Annotated in this window: 12 protein-coding genes; 4 read left to right on the plus strand and 8 right to left on the minus strand. The window is 70.6% G+C overall.

The window, feature by feature from the left end:
- Positions 1 to 78: 78 nt before the first annotated feature.
- Positions 79 to 780, minus strand: coding sequence for a class I SAM-dependent methyltransferase (locus IPJ59_RS36645; RefSeq protein ID WP_293275819.1), 702 nt, complete (start codon positions 778 to 780; stop codon positions 79 to 81).
- 161 nt (positions 781 to 941) lie between these two features.
- Between IPJ59_RS36645 and IPJ59_RS36650 the strand changes: the two genes are divergently transcribed.
- Positions 942 to 1,805, plus strand: a complete 864-nt coding sequence (locus IPJ59_RS36650; RefSeq protein WP_293257610.1) for a hypothetical protein — start codon at positions 942 to 944, stop codon at positions 1,803 to 1,805.
- Between the two features lie 14 nt (positions 1,806 to 1,819).
- Here the strand turns inward: IPJ59_RS36650 and IPJ59_RS36655 are convergent, their stop codons facing one another.
- Positions 1,820 to 2,542 carry a hypothetical protein gene (locus IPJ59_RS36655; RefSeq protein WP_293257613.1) on the minus strand — a complete coding sequence of 241 codons (723 nt, stop codon included), beginning with the start codon at positions 2,540 to 2,542 and terminating at the stop codon, positions 1,820 to 1,822.
- An 86-nt stretch (positions 2,543 to 2,628) separates the two neighbouring features.
- On the opposite strand from IPJ59_RS36655, the gene IPJ59_RS36660 reads away from it, so the two are divergent.
- Both IPJ59_RS36660 and IPJ59_RS36665 read left to right on the plus strand, forming a co-directional pair.
- Positions 2,629 to 4,272 (plus strand): TldD/PmbA family protein, encoded by a 1,644-nt coding sequence (locus IPJ59_RS36660; protein ID WP_293257616.1) that lies wholly within the window; start codon positions 2,629 to 2,631, stop codon positions 4,270 to 4,272.
- Positions 4,269 to 5,594 (plus strand): metallopeptidase TldD-related protein, encoded by a 1,326-nt coding sequence (locus tag IPJ59_RS36665; protein WP_293275820.1) that lies wholly within the window; start codon positions 4,269 to 4,271, stop codon positions 5,592 to 5,594. Before IPJ59_RS36660 ends, IPJ59_RS36665 begins: the two co-directional genes overlap by 4 nt.
- 70 nt (positions 5,595 to 5,664) lie before the next feature.
- Here the strand turns inward: IPJ59_RS36665 and IPJ59_RS36670 are convergent, their stop codons facing one another.
- Both IPJ59_RS36670 and IPJ59_RS36675 read right to left on the minus strand, forming a co-directional pair.
- Complete coding sequence (locus IPJ59_RS36670; RefSeq protein WP_293275821.1) at positions 5,665 to 6,735, minus strand: phosphatase PAP2 family protein; 1,071 nt, start codon at positions 6,733 to 6,735, stop codon at positions 5,665 to 5,667.
- 51 nt (positions 6,736 to 6,786) lie between these two features.
- Complete coding sequence (locus tag IPJ59_RS36675) at positions 6,787 to 7,971, minus strand: App1 family protein (RefSeq protein ID WP_293275822.1); 1,185 nt, start codon at positions 7,969 to 7,971, stop codon at positions 6,787 to 6,789.
- Between the two features lie 22 nt (positions 7,972 to 7,993).
- Here IPJ59_RS36675 and IPJ59_RS36680 point away from each other — a divergent pair, with 22 nt between their 5' ends.
- Positions 7,994 to 8,767, plus strand: a complete 774-nt coding sequence (locus IPJ59_RS36680; RefSeq protein WP_293257628.1) for a tRNA(His) guanylyltransferase Thg1 family protein — start codon at positions 7,994 to 7,996, stop codon at positions 8,765 to 8,767.
- On the opposite strand, the gene IPJ59_RS36685 is transcribed toward IPJ59_RS36680, so the two are convergent.
- The 4 genes from IPJ59_RS36685 to IPJ59_RS36700 form a co-directional block, all read right to left on the minus strand.
- On the minus strand, positions 8,754 to 10,670 hold the full coding sequence (locus tag IPJ59_RS36685) for an IgGFc-binding protein (protein WP_293275823.1): 1,917 nt from the start codon (positions 10,668 to 10,670) through the stop codon (positions 8,754 to 8,756). The genes IPJ59_RS36680 and IPJ59_RS36685 overlap by 14 nt on opposite strands.
- A 69-nt stretch (positions 10,671 to 10,739) precedes the next feature.
- A complete protein-coding gene (locus tag IPJ59_RS36690; protein WP_293275824.1) occupies positions 10,740 to 11,303 on the minus strand; it encodes a hypothetical protein in 564 nt (187 codons plus the stop codon).
- Between the two features lie 279 nt (positions 11,304 to 11,582).
- Entirely contained in the window at positions 11,583 to 12,392 is an 810-nt protein-coding gene (locus tag IPJ59_RS36695) for a hypothetical protein (RefSeq protein WP_293275825.1), read from the minus strand.
- A 23-nt stretch (positions 12,393 to 12,415) separates the two neighbouring features.
- Entirely contained in the window at positions 12,416 to 15,610 is a 3,195-nt protein-coding gene (locus IPJ59_RS36700; protein WP_293275826.1) for a TonB-dependent receptor domain-containing protein, read from the minus strand.
- Positions 15,611 to 15,935 lie beyond the last annotated feature (325 nt).

A 15,935-nucleotide genomic window follows, 5' to 3' on the forward strand; every position in this document is an offset into this window, starting at 1 on the left:
TCCGAAGGGGCAGCCTGGGCGGGCGTTTGGGACATGTCCGAGGGGGCAGCCGGGGCGGTGGCGGTCATGCGGGCTCGCTCAGGGCTTGGCGGGGCCCTGCTGGAAGACGAGGTAATACTGGTAGGGGAGGAAGGTCTCCTCGCGGACCTTCGTGAAGCCGGCCTGCTCCAGCTCGCTGATCACCGTCTCCGGGGGGGTGCGAAACTCGGGGGCGGGGGCAGTGTTGTCGGGGACCCGGGCGTCGTGCTTGAAGTTGATGACGACCAGCTGCCCGCCGGGCTTGAGCGCCGCGGCGATCTTGCGGAAGTAGGCCACGCGCGAGCGCAGGTACGGGTAGGTATTGGACACGAAGACGAGATCGATGCCGTGCTCGGGCAGCGCGGGGTCGTCGTAGAAGGCCAGGTGGGGCTCGATGTTCGGCGTGCCCCACGACTCGCGGTTGGACTCGATGTAGCCGCGGAACTCGTCGTCGACGTCGACGGCGTAGACGATCCCGCCGGGGACCTCGCGGGCGAGGCGGCGCGAGAAGTAGCCCGAGCCGGCGCCGATGTCGGCGACGACGGCGTCCTTGCGGGTGATCCCGAGGCTGCGGACCACGCGGTCGGGCATCACCCAGGCGTCGCGCTTGGCGTCGTCCATGGCGGCGAGCGCCGTCTTGGGGTCGTCGTAGTCCATGTCGGCGACGAGCTCACCCTTGCGACACCCGGCGAGTGGTGTACAAGCCAGCACGACCAGACCGACGAGCGCGAGCGAGGGGAGGCGAGAGGGGGCGCGCTGCATGCCAGGAGGGTAGACCCGGGCGGCCGCGGCTGTCGACCACGAGGCCCGGAGCTCGCCCGCGGATCGTGCGGCGCCCGGGGCAGCGACTGCGCGTGAGAAACGCGTTGCACGCGGCTCAGGCCGCATGCAGTCGCGGAGGGCTTCGGGTAGACTGCGCCGCCTTGAGCGAGCCTGTCGCAGTGAATGAGGCCGGGACCGCGGGCGCACGCGGGCCGGGGGCGGTGATCGGGCGCAGCGAACGCCACGCGCTCGGGCGCCGCTTGCTGGCCGAGGGCGGGGTGCTGTGGAGCGCGCTGCCGATCGAGTGGCCGACCGAGGGGGCGCGCGGCTCGGTCGCCGACCCGCCGGAATTGCCGGGCCTGTGGTGGCGGGTGTGGGCCAGCGTGGTCGCGCTGCTGCGACGACCGGGGCGCAGCTTCGCGTACGTGCAGGAGCCGGTGGCCCACGGGGCGGTGCTGCGGCTGCTGCTGGCGCTGCGCCTGCCGCTGTGGGGCGTGCTGCTGGCGGCGCTGACGGTGCAGGCGTGGCTGCCCGAGGGGGCGACGCGGCTGCGGCCGGTGCACGCGCTGCTCGACCCGCGGATGTGCGAGGTGCTGTCGCTGTGGCTGCTGCTGATGGTGCCGATCGGGGTGCCGCTGCTGTACTTCGCGCTCGGCGTGGCGACCCACGTGGCCCTGGCGCTGACCGGCGGGGCGCCGCGATCGATCGCGGCGAGCATGCGCGCAGCCGGCTACGCGCTGGCGCCGGCGCTGATCGGGATCGCGGCGATCGACCTGCCGCTGCACCTCGGCGTGCTGCCCGGCTTCGCGTACCTGATCCTGCTCGCGCTGGTCGGGCTGTCGTTCTTCCACCAGCTCGGCCAGGCGCTGACCGGCACGCACGCGATCTCGCCGGTGCGCGGCTACCTCGTCGCGGTCGTGCCGCTGGTGATGGTGCTGGCGGCGCAGTTCGGGCGGGCGCTGCTCGTGCTGCCGGACCTGCCGGGGTGGTCGCCGTCGGCGAGCCACCCGTACTTCATTCCCTGAGGGAGTGGACTGGCTTAGCCGGCCTTGGGGGGCTCGCTGGGGGCCGGGGCGGCGCCGGGGGCTCCGACGACCGCCTCGATCGCGGTGTTGAGGGCGGCGAGGTCGGCCGGGGCGACGGCCGAGTATTTCACCGAGTTGCGGCCGTCGGCGAACATCAGGGTGCGGCTCCTGGTGACGTTGTAGTAGTCGTCGAACTCCTTGTTGGCCGCGCCGGCCTCGCTGGCGGGGACGACGATCGGGAACTTGACGCCGAGCTCCGTGCGCAGCGCCTTGGCCTTTGCGATCAGGGCCTCGCGGTCGGCCGTCGGGGTGCTCGACTTGCCGTCCTTGATGTCGGTGAGGACGGCGAAGGCCTTGACCTTGTCCTCGCCGTACTTCTGCACGAGGGCGTCGAGGTTCTGCAGGTCGGTCTTGAAGGCGGGGTCGTCGATGGTGCCGACGGCCATGATCTTGGGGCTGCCGCCGAACTTGCAGACCTGACAGTACTGGTCGCCGCTGTCGCAGTTGACGATGTCGAAGGGCTTGAACTTGCCGCCGACGCCGAGGCCGCTGTCGGCGAGGACGCGATCGTCGACTGGTTTGGCGGCGGGCTCGGCGGGCTTGGCCGCGTCGGGCCTGATCGCCTCCGGTTTGCCGGCCACGGGCGCAGCGGCGGGGGCCGGCTCGGCCTTGTTGTCGCAGGCGCCGATCGCAAGGGCGAGGGCGAGGATCCCGAACAGTGGGTTGGACTTGGGCATGGCCGGGCCAGTGTGGCCAAACTCGGGCGATCGCGCCAGGGTCGGGGCTGTCGTCGGCGCGCGGGGCTTGTTAGGATGCGCCGCCGATGTCTGGCTCGCGCCGAAGCTTCCTCGTGGGTAGTGGCCTCGCCGGTGCGAGCCTCCTGTGGCCGCGCCGCGAGGTGTGGGCCGGTCCGCCGCCGAGTCGCGTGCCGGCGCCGACGGTCGCTCCGGCCGCGGCCGACGCGAGCGCGCGCATGCTCGGTGAGAGCCGGCTGCTGCGCGACGAGGCGCTGGCCAGCGCCGCCGTGGCGGCCGCGCAGCAGGCGGGGGCGAGCCACGTCGACGTGCGCCTCGGCTTCCTGCGGCGCGAGCAGCTGAGCGTGCGCGACGATCACGTCAGCAACGTCGGGCTGCGCGAGGAGTACGGGCTGGGCGTGCGGGTGCTGGCCGACGGCGGCTGGGGCTTCGCGGCGACGGCCCGGCTCGACAGCAAGTCGGTGACGACGGCGGCGCGCGAGGCGGTGGCGATGGCGCGGCGCAGCGCGCTGCTGATGCCGGCGCCGGTGGTCCTGGCGGCGGCGTCGGTGGTGCGCGGCGGCTGGGTCTCGCCGCTGCAGATCGACCCCTTCGCGGTGGCGATGGCCGACAAGGTCGAGCTGCTGCTGGCGGCCGCGCGGGCGGCGATGGCGGTCAAGGGCGTGGGCCACGTCGACGCCTCGCTGCTGTGCATCCGCGAGGAGAAGCTGCTGCTGACCGGCGACGGCTCGCGGGTGCATCAGATCTGTTTTCGCGTGATGCCGGGCTTGACGGCCACGGCGATCGATCGCCGGCGCGGGCGCTTCGCCAGCCGTGACCACGAGGTCGCGCCGATGCTGGCGGGCTACGAGCACGTGACGGCCAGCGATCTGGTCGGCGGCGCGGCGCAGGTCGGCGAGGAGGCGCTGCGCAAGCTCCACGCGGCGCCGGTGGAGCCGGGTCGCAAGCAGGTGATCCTGGCGCCGAGCAACCTGTGGCTGACGATCCACGAGAGCATCGGCCACTCGACCGAGCTCGACCGGGCGCTCGGCTGGGAGGCCAACTTCGCGGGCACCAGCTTCCTGACCCCGGACAAGCTCGGCAAGCTGAAGATCGGCAGCGATCGCGTGCAGATCGTCGCCGATCGGACCCAGCCGGGCGGGCTGGCGACGGTGGCCTGGGACGACGAGGCGGTCGCGGCCCAGCGCTGGCCGCTGGTGAAGGACGGCGTGTTCGTCGGCTGGCAGACCACGCGCGACCTGGCCGCGGCGGCCGGCGAGGAGCGCAGCCGCGGCTGCCTCTACGCCGACAGCTACGCGAGCGTGCCGTTCCCGCGGATGCCCAACGTCAGCCTCCAGCCGGGCCCCGACGACTACACCACCGAGGATCTGATCAACGCGACCGACGACGGCATCCTCATCAGCGGCCGCGGCTCGTGGTCGATCGATCAGCAGCGCTACAACTTCCAGTTCGGCGGGCAGTTCTTCTGGGAGATCAAGAAGGGTCGCCTGACCCGGCCGCTGCGCGACGTGGCCTACCAGGCCAACACGGTCGAGTTCTGGAACTCTTGCGACATGCTCGGCGGGGCCGGCAGCTACCGCCTCGGCGGCACGATCGGCGACGGCAAGGGCGAGCCGCAGCAGAGCAACGCGGTCAGCCACGGCTGCCCGCCGGCGCGCTTCACCGTCAACGTGCTCAATACCGGTGGTGGCGGTGGTGGGAGCGGCACATGACTCTCGGTCGCAGCGAGGCCCAGGCCCTGATCAAGGCGGCGCTCAAGGCCGCCACGCTCAAGGATGTCAGCGTGCGGGTGAGCAGCAGCCGCAGCGCCAACCTCCGCTTCGCCGGCAACGCGCCGACCACGTCGGGGCAGGCCGAGCGGGTCGAGGTGAGCGTCACGGCGACGCGCGAGAAGGCCAGCGCGACGGTGTCGGGCAGCGCCCAGGACGCGGCCGGGGTGGCCGCGCTGGTGGCCCGCGCCGAGGCGCTGGCGGCGATCGCCCCGCAGGACCCGGAGCACATGCCGCCGCTCGGGCCGCAGCGCTACCTCAAGGTCGCGGGCGAGGATCCGGGCACCGTCAAGCTCGGGCCCGACGCGCGCACGGACGCGGTCGCGCGGGTGCTCAAGGTGGCCCGCGACGGCAAGCTGGTGGCGGCCGGGCTCTTCGAACATGTCCATCGGAGCATGGCCCTTGGGACATCCGCGGGCCTGTTCGCGTACCACGGCGAGACCGAGGCGAGCCTGACGACGACGATGCGCACGCCCGACGGCAGCGGCAGCGGCTGGGGCGGGGCGATGTCTCACCGGGCGGTCGACATCGACGCGGCCGCGGTGGCGCGGCGGGCCGCGGACAAGGCCGAGATGTCGCGCGGCGGCGGGCCGGCGCTGGCGCCCGGGGCCTACACGGTGGTGCTCGAGGCGCAGGCGGTGGCCGACCTGCTCGGCTTTTTGATCGGGTCGCTCGGGGCGCGGGCGGCCGACGAGGGGCGCAGCTTCTTCTCGCGGCCGGGCGGCAGCGCGATCGGCGAGGCGCTGTTCGGGCCGCAGATCCGGCTGCACTCCGACCCCGCGGATCCGCGGCACCCGTCGACGCCGATCGCGGGCGACGGGCTGCCGCTGGAGCAGACCGTGTGGGTCGATCAGGGCAAGCTGCTGGCGCAGAGCTGCTCGCGCTTCTGGGCCCAGAAGCAGGGCCGGGCGCCGCTGCCGGGCCCGCGCTCGCTGTTCATGGCCGGCGGCAACGCCAGCGTGGCGGAGCTGGTCCGCGGGGTCCAATCAGGCGTGTTGATCACCCGGCTCTGGTACAACCGCATGCTCGATCCGCGACAGATCCTCGTCACCGGGCTCACGCGGGACGGCACATTCAGGATCGAGGGCGGTCGCCTGGTCGGGCCGGTCAAGAACATGCGCTACAACGAGAGCCCGGCGGCGCTGCTCAAGCAGGTGCTGGCGCTCGGGGTGCCCGAGCGGGTGGTCGAGGGCGGGATGCTCTACGTGGTGCCGCCGCTGGTGGTCGACGGCTTCCGCTTCGCGTCGGTGTCGGACGCGGTGTGACTGGAGCACTGGCGGCACGACGAGCGCGTGCCGCTGCTCACCTGCGGCGCCGGGTCGGACGCGGTGTGACTCAGAACTGGCCCTGCACGAGCAGCAGCGAGCCGGTGCGTGCGGGGGCGAGGCGGACGGCGACGTGGCGGAGCGCGCCGCGATCGCGACGGCGGTGCAGCGCCGGGATCGCCACACCGATCGCGCTGCCGACCACGGCGCCGGTGATGACGTCGGTCCAGAAGTGCTTGCCGGCGGCGACGCGGGCGATCGCGGTGGTGCTGGCGAGGCTCATGCCGATCACCCACACGGGGGCGATCCAGCGCGAGCGCGGGTGGCGGGCCTGGAACAGCGAGGCGTAGGCGGCGGCCATGGCGAAGGTGGTCGAGGCGTGGCCGGAGAAGAAGGACAGGCGCGCGTCGTTGGCGGTCGGGTCGGCGACCTCGCTGTCCGGGTCGTAGCTGTAGGGTCGCGGGCGCCGGACCGCGAACTTGACGACGTTGGTGGCGGCGTAGTTGACGGCGAAGGTCTCGAGCAGGACGACGGCGTCGCTGGCCCAGCCGCGCATGTGTCGGCCGCGGGTGGCGGAGCCGTCGCGGCCGCGCTGGATCAGGGCGTCGCCGAGGTCGAGCGCGAAGGGCAGGCCGATCGCGGTGTAGAGGCCGATGTCCGAGTAGGTGCGGGCGGCGGCGTTGTGGTTGCCGAGGACGCCGCGGTCGAGGGCGTTGATGCGGGCCGGGTCGCAGCCGCCGCAGCCGGCCCACACCTGCTCCTTGCCGACCAGCTCCGTGGCGAGGCCGATCGCGCCGGTCAGGGCGATGATCGGGAGGTCGACCGCGAGGCGCGTGCGAAACGGGTGCACGGGCGGGACGGAGGGTGCCGGCGTGGCGGCGTCGGGGACTGGGCTGGCCGATGGGACAGGTGGCGCGGGGCTGGCCGATGGGACAGGTGGCGCGGGGCTGGCTGTCGGGACAGGTGGCGCGGGGCTGGCTGAAGGGACAGGTGGCGCGGGGCTGGCTGAAGGGACAGGTGGTGCCGGGCTGGCTGAAGGGACAGGTGGTGCGGGGCTGGCTGAAGGGACAGGTGGCGCGGGGCTCTCCGCGGGCGCGGCGGCGAGCCACAGGCAGGCGAGGGCGAGGCGTACGGCGGGCATGTGTGGCGCCAGACGGTCGGGTTCGGCGTGGCGCAGGCCGCGTGGCGCGGTTCAGGGCGCGCCAGCGGGGCCAGCGGGCAAGGCTGCGGGCAGCGTCGCGGGGTCGGTGAACAGCGTCCAGCGATCGCCGGGCACCTCGGCGAAGGCGGCGGTGTAGCGGGCGGCCTCGCGGGGCTCGGCGGTGACGTCGCGGATGTAGATCGCGGCGACCTGGTCCGGGAACTCGCGGTAGATGATGCCGTAGACCTCCGGGTCCTGCTCGCCGGAGTCGCCGACGAGGACGAAGCGGCGGCCGGGGAAGCGCGTGAGCAGGGCGGCGAGGATCGGCTTCTTGTAGGCGACCGGGTCCTGAAACAGCGAGAAGAAGCTGCTGTCCTTCCAGCGAAACTGCTTGAGGTGCAGGCTGCCGGGCGGGAAGTTGGCGGCCTTGAAGAAGCCGTCGATCGGGTCGAAGAGCTGCCAGGGGCTGGCGGAGACGTAGTGGAAGGCCGCGCCCGCGGCGGCCCAGCGGCGGTAGGCGTCGGCCATGCCGGCGACCGGCTGGAACTCGTGCATGAAGGTGTTGCGGAGCAGCTTCTGCTTGTCGCGCACCTCGCTGATCTTCACGGTGTCGTCGATGTCCGAGATGACCGAGACGCCGCTGTTCTCGAGCAGGAAGGCGACGCCGCCGAAGCGGCGGGGGTCGTTCGGGCGGGTGATGACCTCGATCGGGACGATGCCGGTGGCGTCGGGGCGCACGGCGGCGGCGGCGACGATCACGTCGGTGTCGGTGTGGCCATTCCACGAGGTGCTGGCGAGCTCGTGCTCCTCGCCGCCGATGCGCACGAGCAGCGACTTCATCGACTCGTTGTCGACCAGGAAGGCGCGGGCGCGGGCGCGGAAGATGTCGCTCTCGGGGGCCTCGTCGGGCAGCTCGAGGGCCAGGCGCAGCGCGTCGACAGCGGTGGCGCGCAGGCCGGTGTCGGACTCGGGCTCGTAGACCCAGCCGTGCACGCGGATCTCCCAGGTGTTGCCCTCGCGGTGGCCGATCGCGGGGAAGATGCGGGCCTCCTCGTCGGACTTGAGGTTGGAGCTGCGGCCGCTGGGCGTCGGCTTGGTGGGGTCGCCAGGCGTGGGGTCGCTGGGCATGGGGCTGGCCTTGGCGGCGTCGGGTGTGGGGCTCGGCCGCGGCTCGGCGCGCCCGCCAGGGTTGCAGGCGAGCAGGCCGAGCGAGAGGAGGAGGCAGCGGCGACGCACCGGGGCATGATATGCCAGGCGCATGGACTTTGACGAGCTCGAGGCCGCGATGCGACCGTACGAGGCGGGTCGCTGCGGCGAGGCTGCTGTGGTGTCGGCGGGGGTCTTCGTGGTGGTTCGCCTCGACGGTCGCGGCTTCACCGGGCTGATGCGGGCGCGCCACGAGTTCGACCGACCCTTCGATGTGCGGGTCCGCGACATCATGATCGCGACCGCGGACCACCTGATGAACTGCGGGGTGGAGGTGGCCTACGGCTACACGCAGAGCGACGAGATCTCGTTGCTGCTGCGGCCCGGCGTGGTGAGCAGTCCGTGTCGCTTGCTGGCGCGGCTGGCCGGGGAGGCGAGCGCCAAGTTCACGCTGCTGCTCGGGGCGCTGGCCAGCTTCGACGCGCGGGTGTCGGAGCTGCCGGACAGCGAGCGCGTGGTCGACTACTTCCGCTGGCGGCAGGCCGACGCGGGGCGCCACGCGCTCGCGGAGCACTGCCTGTGGACGCTGCGGCAGCGGGGCGTCGGCGCGGCGGAGGCGGCGAGTCGGGTGCAGGCGGCGGGGCCCGCCGAACAGCGAGCGCTGCTGCGCGCGCTGGAGGTCGAGGTCGACGCGCTGCCCGGGTGGCAGACGCGCGGGGTGGGGCTGTGCTGGGAGCGGACGAGCGTGCCGCTGGCGGCGCTGCGGCGGCGGATCCGTGTGCTGCTCGAGCTGCCGGAGGGCGACGAGTACGCCGAGCTGCTGCGGGCGCAGGCGCGGCAGGCCGCCGCGCCCGAGCCCGACCCGGGCGCGATCACTGCGGGATGACGTCGAGGTCGAGGCCGCCGGGGTACCAGTAGCTGCCGTAGTTCTGCACGCCGTACACGCCGACGCCGACGCTGCCGTCGCCGACGATGCTGTGGTTGCCGTTGCCGTTGTTGCTGAGCTTGACGTGGGTGTAGGAGTAGCCGGTGTTGCCGATGACCTTCCAGCCGCCCGCGTTGACGCCGTCGACGGTGACGGTGGTGCCGGTCTTGGCCATGAGGTCGACGTAGTTGGCGATCCAGCTGGTCGGGGCGTGGACCAGGTAGCTCTTGCGCCACTGCAGCGGGTTGACGGCGAGCAGCATCGCCGGGTCGCTGGTGCCGTAGCCGCCGTCCTGGCCGACCATGTACTGGGCGACCATGATCTTCTTGTCGGCGGTGACGAGGAACTTGGCGGTGGTTGTGGCGATCTGGACGAAGTCGCCGGCCTTGGCGAGGTTCTTGGCGACCGGCTGGTCGGGGTCGAAGACGAGGGTGGTGTTGGCCTCGCTGGCGATGATGCGGACCATCTGCGCCTTCTCGAGCTGGTCGTTGGGGACCTGCACCGGCGGGACCACCAGGTACTCCTTGGCGAGGGTCTCGATCGGGAACATCGACTCCTCGAGGTGGTCGCAGGCGGTGACGTTGAGCGGGACGTTGGTGCACTCGTGGCCGCCGAACACCTGGACTGGCTTGTCGGCGGTGATGATCGTGCCGGTGAGGTCGGCGGCGCTGTTGACCACCTCGAGCACGTCGCCGTCGTCGAGCATGATCACGCCGTTGCCGTCGGCCGCCACGCCGCCGCCGGCGCGCACCTTGTTGCCGGTCGCTGACGGGGTGATCGTGACCTTGGTGCCGTCGCTGTGGGCGACCACGGCGTAGAAGCCGGGGTAGTTGAAGCTGGCCCAGAAGTCCCACGAGGCGACCAGATAGTTGCCGGTCCAGGTGTTGACGGGCAGCAGCACGGAGGCGTCGTTGGTGGTCGTCGCCTTGATCGGGTTGTACTGGTAGACGGTGACCGGGTTGTTGCTGCGCAGGCGGTAGGCGCCGTCCTTGACCAGGACGCTGGCGGCGTCGCTCTTGGTCAGCTCGTTGACCCACGGGAGGGTGATGAGCTGCACCGAGTTGGCGGCGACCATCTGCTGGACGACCATGTTGGGCCCGCGGGTGACCGTGATCATGGCGGCGACGTTGGAGGTGTTGGACACCGCGACGGCGTACTCGTGCGGGGGGTTGGTGTTGTAGCCGTCGTGCTGCTGGAGGACGGTCGGGTAGTAGTCGCAGCCGATGTAGCTGAGGCCGAGGGCGGCGGTCGAGCAGGCGCCCTCGCAGGCGCCCTGGTCGGGGTTGCAGGTGACGCCCTGGATGCCGTCGCAGGTGTCGACGATGTCCTTGGCGTCGCCGTTGTCGTTGCACACGAGCACGTTGTCGCCCATGCACTCGGCCTCGCCGGGGACACAGAGCTTGCAGCCGACGCCGTCGATGCACACGTCGGGGCAGACCGCTTCGTCCTTGAAGCCGCCCATGCCGTCGCAGGTCTTGACGTTGTTGCCCTCGCAGAGGATCGTGCCGTCGGGACAGGGCGGGTCGCCGGTGCTGCCGCCGGTGCTGCTGCCCGAGGTGCTGCCGGGACCGACGCTGGTGCTGCTGCCGGTGTCGCTCGCGGAGGGATCGACGCTGGTGCTGCCGGTGGCGGTGCCGGGCTCCGTCGCGCTCACCTGACCGGTGCTGCCGCTGGTGGTCTCGCCGGGGCCGCTGGTGCTGGCGCTGGTGACCGTGGTGGTCGGCGTGTCGCTGGTGCTCGGGGCCGAGCCGCCGCTCGAGCTGCCCGGCGTACCGGTGCTGCTATCGGTGCCGGCGACGCCATCATCGCCGCAGGCGGCGAGGAGGAGGACGAGCGATGCACAGGGGGCGAATCGGCAATTCATGCCCCCTTCTATCATCGGTGGCGGATCGGCGAGGGGGACCGCGGGTGCGGGCCCCGCGAGCAAGCGGGCTCAGAAGTGGCCGGTCAGGACCAGGCCGCCGAAGCCACGCCCGAGCGTCGGCTGCATCTTGACGCGGGCGATGTTGCCGGAGCGCAGCTTATTGATGCCCAGGCGATAGATGATGCCGCCGACCACGGTGATGACAACACCCGAGGCGATCGCGGCCCCGGCGACGCGGGTCGCGCGGTCCGAGAATTCGATCTTGTCGGTGTTCTTGGAGATCTGGCCGTTGATCTGATCGCACTTGCTGCCCTCGGCGATCATGAGCTTGCCGCTGCAGTTGCTGCGGTTGTAGTTCTCGGTCGCGTCGAGGAGGAGGTTCTCGTACTGCGTGCCGCGGATCGTGAAGCCGATCGAGGTCGCCGCGCCCGCCAGAGTGATGACGCTGCCGACGATCATGACGCCGATGCCCTTGCGCCGCAGCTCATTGGCCTGCTCCTCGTCCTTCACCACCAGGTTGCCATCGCCGAGCTGGGCGGGGGCGGGGGCGGGCGCTGGTGCGACGGTCTCGGGCGGTGGGGGAGGCTCGGGTGGCGGCTCGGCGGGAGTCGGCTCGGCGGGCGGTGGGGTCACCTCAGGCGGGGGCGTCTCGCCGGGTGCCACCTCGACCGCCTGCGGGAGCTCTGTGTCGAGCGCGCGTGGGTCTGCGGGAGGCGCGGGGGCGGTGGGAGGCGCGGGGGCGGCGGGAGGCGCGGGGGCGGCGGGAGGCGCCGGTGCGGTCTGAGCCTGGGCCTGGGCCGCGCCGAAGAAGAAGACCGTCAGTGCGGCCGCGGCCTGGAGTCCGCGGCGTCCGCGTGTGCGTGCGGTGGTCGTGTCGGTTGCCATGGGTTCACTCCGTTTCGAGGCGAGCGCTCAGTCGTAGGCGGGCAGTTCGCCCTTCAGGACGCAGAAGCCGAAGGTCTTCGAGCACGTGGTCGGGAAGTCGGGGTTGATGCCGTTCACGTCGCTCTTGCAGACCTCATCGTCTGGCTTGCCCTCTTCGTCGAGACAAAACACGGCCGGATAGACGCCGACGACGTGGTAGTTGGCGGTGCAACTGTCCTGCGTGAACTTGAGGTCGGCGGAGAACTGCGTGCCCTGGGCGTCCGCGGTCACGAGGAACTTGACGTTGTCCCACTCATAGGTGAGGCGAGCGGCGGCTTGACCGGCCAGGCCCGGGTCGCTCTCGTCGACATCAGGAGTCGCTGGATCGTCTTCGGTGGGTGGGATCTCGACGACCTCGGGCAGGTTGAGCTCGACCTTGGTCATCTTGGGGACCGAGCAGAAGCCGTCTGCGTCGGGCAGCCCATCGGCGAAGTCGCCGAGCGAGTCGGGGTCACCGACCTCCTTGTCGATCAAGCGGGTGTCGAACACGCTCGAGGGCCCGTACACGTTGTCGTAGACGTACGCGTAGAGGTACTGCGCCCGCAGGGCGAGCGAGGGCTCGTAGAATTTGGGCGTGTCGTTGACGCCCCCGGGCGCGAAGTAGGTCGCCATGCCGAGGATGTCGCCGGTGAGCTGGCCGCAGGGCTGGTTCTTGTCGCCGCTCTTGAGGTCGAAGCGGGCCGCGAAGGTGCCGTGGGCGCTGGTGCAGGGGACGTCCGGCTGCTGGCAGCCGGCCAGGAACACGGCGGACACGGCGACGGTGGCGAGGGAGAGAAGTGTGCGGGTATGGGCAGGCATGGGGCTCCTCCTGGGGGATCGAGCTAGAAGATCAGGCGAACGCCGAAGCTGAACATACGCGGCTGCTGGAAGGCGATGGGCTTGCCGTAGTTCGGGTTCTTGGTGATCAACGCCCCGTCGGCGTTCTTGAGGCTGGAGAGGTCGCTGACGCTGGCGCCCGCGACTGGCACCACGTCATCGAAGGTGTAGGTCTGGTCGATCGCGGTGACCTGCTGGAAGTTGGCCACGTTGAACACGGTCATCGTGAACGACAGGGCCAGGTCCTTGCTGATCTGCTTGCGGTAGCCGAAGTTGGTGTCGATGCGAAACTGCCACGGGAGGCGCGGGCCGGTGCCACGGGGCAGCAGGTAGGCCTCGTCGGCGCCGTAGAGCACGTGTGAGCCGAGCGCGTTGGTCGGGCCGCCGGAGTTGGCGCGCATCGAGCCGCCGATGGTGAGCGAGTGGCCGTTGGACAGCGGGATCTCGCCGGCCGTGAACAGCTTGACGCTGTGGCGGGTGTCGCCGGGCAGGTAACCGTATTGGTTGACGAGCAGCGACTGGAGGTCGAAGGTCGAGTTGAGGTTCGGATCGAGCTGGCCGGTCTCCGGGCGGAACAGGCCGGCGATGTTGCCGCGATTGAACGCCACGGTGTAGCTGGCGTTGACGAGGAAGTTTCGCGTGAAGCGCTTATCGACGTACATCATCACCGCGTCGTAGACGCGCTGGGCCTTCGGGAAGTCGCGGGCGATGCCGTAGCCCGGGTTGCCGATGAAGTAGGTCGTCGCCTCGTCGCGGCTCATGTCCTCGATCGTCCGGGTCATCCAGCGATGCGAGTAGGTCATGCCGAGGCGGGCGTCGCGGATGATCTCGAGCTCGCCGCCGGCGACGACCTCATCGGTGGAGGGCGCCTTGAGCTTGGGGTCGACGGCGACCTTGCCAGCGCCGGTGAGCGCCCACAGCTGATCGGGGCTGCTGGAGTCGCCGCGGATCAGGCGGCCCTCGTCGGCGCGACAGGCCGCGGTGGCGTCCTTGTCGAGCGGGTCGCAGGCGGTCGTGCCGGGGGGCACGCTGCCGGGGGCGTTGCCGTTGATGTAGTGCGACGACTGGGTCGAGGGTTCGCCCGAGCCGGCGCGGTCGGCCAGGTTGAGCGGCACGCTCTGGTAGTAGCGGGCGTAGTTGACGAACAGCTTGGCGTGGCCGCTCTGGGTCGGATCGAAGATCAGGCCGATGCGCGGCGAGATCTGGTTGGGCAGCGACATGGCCAGCTTCTTGTCGCCGCCGAACATGTGCTGCGCGTCGTAGCGGACGCCGGCGTTGAGCGTCACCTTGTCCATGATCGACCAGGAGTCCTGGACGAAGCCGCCGATCGTGGTCGAGTAGACGTGCCACTCGAGGTTGTTGAGGGTCGTCGCCTGGTCGGGGCCGGTCAGGAAGCTGTACTGACGCAGGTCGTTGAAGCTGGTCCCGGCCGTGTTCTCGCGGTACAGCGTGCCGCCGGAGTAGCCGCGGTTGCTGTTGTAGCTCATGTACTCGAAGTCGACGCCGAACTTGAGCACGTGGGTGCCGGCGCCGTGGAGCACGCGGGTGGCGACCGAGCGGGTCTGCAGGCGGTCGAGCATGCGCTCGTACATGAAGCCCGGACCGCCGGTGGTCCAGGTCTGGACCGGGCAGGTCGGCGTGCCGCGCGAGGACGCGTCGAGCGGGTTCGGGATATAGTCGCAACCGCTCGCGCCCATCGGCACGTTGGGGATGGCGAGGACCGCGTCGCTGAGGTTGTGGAAGGTCGGGTTATTTTGCCGGTAGATGACGCCCGGCGTGCTGGCGAGCCCGGTGCCGCCGATCCGGCTGCCGTCGACCGGCAGCGAATTGCTGATCTGGTGGTGCCAGCCGAGGATCGTGTCGAAGTTCCACTTGTTGTCGTCGGCGGTGGCGGTCCACTTGAGCTGGACGTCCGCGGAGGAGTCCCGCGACTTGGAGGCCAGGGCGTTGTAGGTACCCGAGGCGTTGCCGACCTCGGGCAGCGCCGTGGCGGCGTTCATGCTGTAGGTGCCATTGCCGCCCGACAGCGTCGGCGCGTAGATGCCGAGGAGCTCGAGGGTATGGTTCTTGCGGGGCGAGTAGGTCAGCTTGGCCAGCGCCTGGATCTGGTTCGACTGGGCCTTGCGGCGCTCCTGGGTGCCGGCGATCCGCTCGACGACGGTGAAGCCGGTGTTCGGGTCGGTCACCGGGATCGCGTAGCCGGCGTCGTCGTAGAGGTATGCGCCGGCCTCATCGCGCTGGAAGGAGCGGCGGTTCCAGTGGGTGTCGACGTTGTAGACGGTGCGGGCGAAGCTGACGCCGCCGTAGAACCACAGCTTGTCCTTGACGAGTCGACCGCCGACGTCGAAGCCGGCGTCGCCGATCCAGCCGAGGTTGCGGTCGGTGACGACGCTGGTGCCCTCGCGGACAGGCACGGTGTTGCGGCCCTGGAGCTGCCCCGGTGTGTAGTTGCCCCACACGCTGCCATGGAACTCGTTCGAGCCCGACTTGGTGATGGCGTTGACGATGCCGCCGGTGGCGCGGCCGAACTCGGGGAGATAGCCGCCGGCCTCGACGCGGACCTCCTCGACGAACTCGACGCTGAGGCCGGTGCCGTTGAGGCCGAAGGCGGGGTCGTTCACCGACAGGCCGTCGACGTAGTACTTGTTCTCCGGCGAGGTGGTGCCGGCGACCGAGGTGCCGTAGGTGTCGTTGTTGGCGCCGGGGGTCGCCTCGGCGACGGCCTCGAAGCTGCGGTTGGCGCCGCCCTTGCCGGTCGGCAGGGCGATCGGCACGCGGCGGGCCATCTCCTTGTCGACGCTGAGGCCGAGCGCGGCGGAGCCGACGTCGACCGTGGGCGACGGGACCTCGACGTTGATGACTTCCTTGCCGCCATCGCCGGGGATGAGCGAGACGTCGACGCGGAAGGTCGAGGCTGCCCGGAAGGTCAGGCCGGAGCGCCGCTGTCCGGCGCCGTAGCGAGGATGCAATACGGTGACCTGGTAGTTCTGGCCCGGCGGAAGGTTGGGAATACGGTAGAGGCCGCTGATGTTGGTGGTCTGCGTGCGCTCGCCCTGCAGCTTTTCACCCTGGACGACCACCACGGCGCCCTCGATGGCCTCCCCGGTGCTGGCGTCACGGACCACGCCGATCAGGATGGCGTCGTTCTGGCCGGCCTCTGCTGTCGAGGAGATGGCGAGCTGTGCCGTGGCGGCACCCAAGATCGTGATCCAAGCACTCCTGCGCATTCGCGTCTCCTTCGCCGTGGAATTCACGTGAGATCTCTGCACGGCCTTCGGGCCGCAAAACTATTCAGTCCGCGAAGACCGTGAAATGGACAGAAGCTGTCGAAACGCGCATGCAGGCCATCGCCCGCGGCCGTGTGCTTCTGTCCATTCGACATAACCCCTTCCTTGGCCACAGGTCAATACGAAGTGAAACCTCCCGGCGAAAAGTTGTGTCGCACGGGAGCCACGGGGCCTGTCATTCATGCGATGAAAAAACAGTAAGATAGATTGCACAAATAGCACCATAAGAAAAAGATCC

Origin of the sequence: Nannocystis sp. (assembly GCF_016714285.1) — a bacterium.
Classification (GTDB): domain Bacteria; phylum Myxococcota_A; class Polyangia; order Nannocystales; family Nannocystaceae; genus Nannocystis.

What these genes read in the sequence shown, in the direction of transcription:
- IPJ59_RS36680 (WP_293257628.1), top strand. Translation starts at nt 7,994, where the DNA reads ATGGACTTTGACGAGCTCGAGGCCGCGATGCGACCGTACGAGGCGGGT.
- IPJ59_RS36665 (WP_293275820.1), top strand. Translation starts at nt 4,269, where the DNA reads ATGACTCTCGGTCGCAGCGAGGCCCAGGCCCTGATCAAGGCGGCGCTC.
- IPJ59_RS36695 (WP_293275825.1), bottom strand. Translation starts at nt 12,392, where the DNA reads ATGCCTGCCCATACCCGCACACTTCTCTCCCTCGCCACCGTCGCCGTG.
- IPJ59_RS36645 (WP_293275819.1), bottom strand. Translation starts at nt 780, where the DNA reads ATGCAGCGCGCCCCCTCTCGCCTCCCCTCGCTCGCGCTCGTCGGTCTG.
- IPJ59_RS36655 (WP_293257613.1), bottom strand. Translation starts at nt 2,542, where the DNA reads ATGCCCAAGTCCAACCCACTGTTCGGGATCCTCGCCCTCGCCCTTGCG.
- IPJ59_RS36660 (WP_293257616.1), top strand. Translation starts at nt 2,629, where the DNA reads ATGTCTGGCTCGCGCCGAAGCTTCCTCGTGGGTAGTGGCCTCGCCGGT.
- IPJ59_RS36685 (WP_293275823.1), bottom strand. Translation starts at nt 10,670, where the DNA reads ATGAATTGCCGATTCGCCCCCTGTGCATCGCTCGTCCTCCTCCTCGCC.
- IPJ59_RS36670 (WP_293275821.1), bottom strand. Translation starts at nt 6,735, where the DNA reads ATGCCCGCCGTACGCCTCGCCCTCGCCTGCCTGTGGCTCGCCGCCGCG.